This window comes from Paenarthrobacter sp. NPDC089714, assembly GCF_044748905.1.
Classification (GTDB): domain Bacteria; phylum Actinomycetota; class Actinomycetes; order Actinomycetales; family Micrococcaceae; genus Arthrobacter.
Map to the genome: position 1 here is coordinate 1 of NZ_JBIVGX010000040.1, position 1,760 is coordinate 1,760.

The window sequence follows — 1,760 nt, forward strand, 5'->3', positions numbered from 1 at the left end:
CGGACTGAAACGGGAACTGGTAAAGAGCCTGCGCACCGGCCGGACCTTACGCAAACCCCAACGCCGCCCTGACGAACGCCGCGGCAGAATCCAGGACATGGTCATGATCGCCGACCGCCCCGCGGAGGTCGAAGACCGCGCGGTACCAGGGCACTGGGAATCTCAATGTTTCAGTCAAGCCGCTTGAGCGCTGATTCTTGTGATTGGTTCCTGGTAGGCCGTATGGTCGCGGAGCATGGCCCAGAGGACGTTGATGCGGCGCCTGGCCAGGGCGATGAGGGCTTGTTTATGTGACTTTCCTTCTCCGCGCTTCCGGTCGTAGTAGATTCGCGAGGCGGGGCTGTTTTTCAGACTGGAGAGGGCGGCGAGGTAACAGGTTCGCAAGAGTCTGCGGTTGAAGCGACGTGGCCGGTGCAGGTTCCCGCTAATGCGTCCGGAATCACGTGGGACCGGTGCCAGGCCCGCGACGCTCGCGAGCCGGTCGACGGAGTCGAACGCGTCCAAGTTGCCGCCGATGTTAGCGAGGAACGTTGCGGCGAGCACAGGGCCGAACCCGGGCATGGTGAGCAAAACATCGGCGCTGTCATGCTGCCGAAACAGCTCAGTGATCTGGGCATCGATGCCCGCGATTTCTGCATCGAGTGCGCTGATCTGCTCGGCCAACCGGACGACCAAGGCGGAGCCTGTGGCCTGTGTGGGCAGGACCGTGTGCTGGGAGTTCGCGGCTTGCAGCGCTTTCTCGGCCATCTTTGCACTGTTACGACAGCCGCGTTTTCTGAGCCAGCCGGCGAGCCGGGTCAGCCCGGTCCGCCGGATGCCCTCGGGGGTTTGGTAGCCGCTCAGAAGGATGAGGGGTGCTTTCTTGGAGTAGTCGAACGCACGCTCGAGCGCCGGAAAGTATTCCAGCAAAGTGGCGCGGAGCCTGTTGATTGCCCGGACCCGGTCGCAGATCAGATCCGTGCGGCGGGCCGTCAGGAGCCGCAGGTCAACGCTGATCTGATCCGCACCACGGACGGGCTGCAGATCGGTGCGCATCCGCGCCTGGTCCGCGATGATCCTGGCGTCTTTCGCGTCGGTCTTGCCATCCCCGCGATATGTCGCTGCGGCGTGATGCACGATCCGCCCGGGGATATAGAGCAACTGCTGGGCGTGCGCGGCCAACAACTCGATCAACAGGGCCGCTCCGCCGGAGTTCAGATCAGTGGCCCAACAGACCTCACCGTCAGCCGCGATCTCCGCGACCGCGGCCATGAGTTCGAGGAGTGCGTTTTCGTCGTTCTCGACCCGTTTCGAGAGCAGCACGGTCCCCGTCTGATCGATCACGACGCAATGATGTGCTCTTTTGCCCGAGTCGATTCCCACCCAGAATACCGGCATGTTCAGTCCCCCTTCGATCAACTCCAATACGGTGGCCCCTGTCGATAACTACGCCGGCACGTCCTTACCCAACGATCAATGTCGTAATTCTCAATCAGCGGTCGAGCCATCGGCGGGCAGCGGGCGGCCATTCCCAGTGAGCCGTCCAAGCGGCAGGGCGACTTATGCCATACCCGCCACCCGAGGGTGATCGAAACACTACGACAGCTCCGAAATCACCCACAACAACACCGTAAGGAAGGCGACCTCATCATCGGCAAGGACGGTAAAACCGCCATCGGCACTGTTGTGGAACGCACTACCGGGTTCGTGATGCTCGTCCACGTACCCGCAGATCAGAACCGTGCCGAGTCCGTCCGGGACGGACTGATCAGCAAAATGAG

At 62.3% G+C, this 1,760-nt stretch carries 1 protein-coding gene and 2 pseudogenes; 2 read left to right on the forward strand and 1 reads right to left on the reverse strand.

Annotated features, from left to right (window positions below):
- Positions 1–160: pseudogene (locus ACIPY3_RS23145) on the forward strand (IS30 family transposase); the annotation flags it as partial.
- A 14-nt stretch (positions 161–174) separates the two neighbouring features.
- On the opposite strand, the gene ACIPY3_RS23150 reads toward ACIPY3_RS23145, so the two are convergent.
- Positions 175–1,377 carry an IS110 family transposase gene (locus ACIPY3_RS23150; protein WP_400337899.1) on the reverse strand — a complete coding sequence of 401 codons (1,203 nt, stop codon included), beginning with the start codon at positions 1,375–1,377 and terminating at the stop codon, positions 175–177.
- A 237-nt stretch (positions 1,378–1,614) separates the two neighbouring features.
- On the opposite strand from ACIPY3_RS23150, the pseudogene ACIPY3_RS23155 reads away from it, so the two are divergent.
- Positions 1,615–1,760 (forward strand): annotated as a pseudogene (locus ACIPY3_RS23155) (IS30 family transposase); the annotation flags it as partial.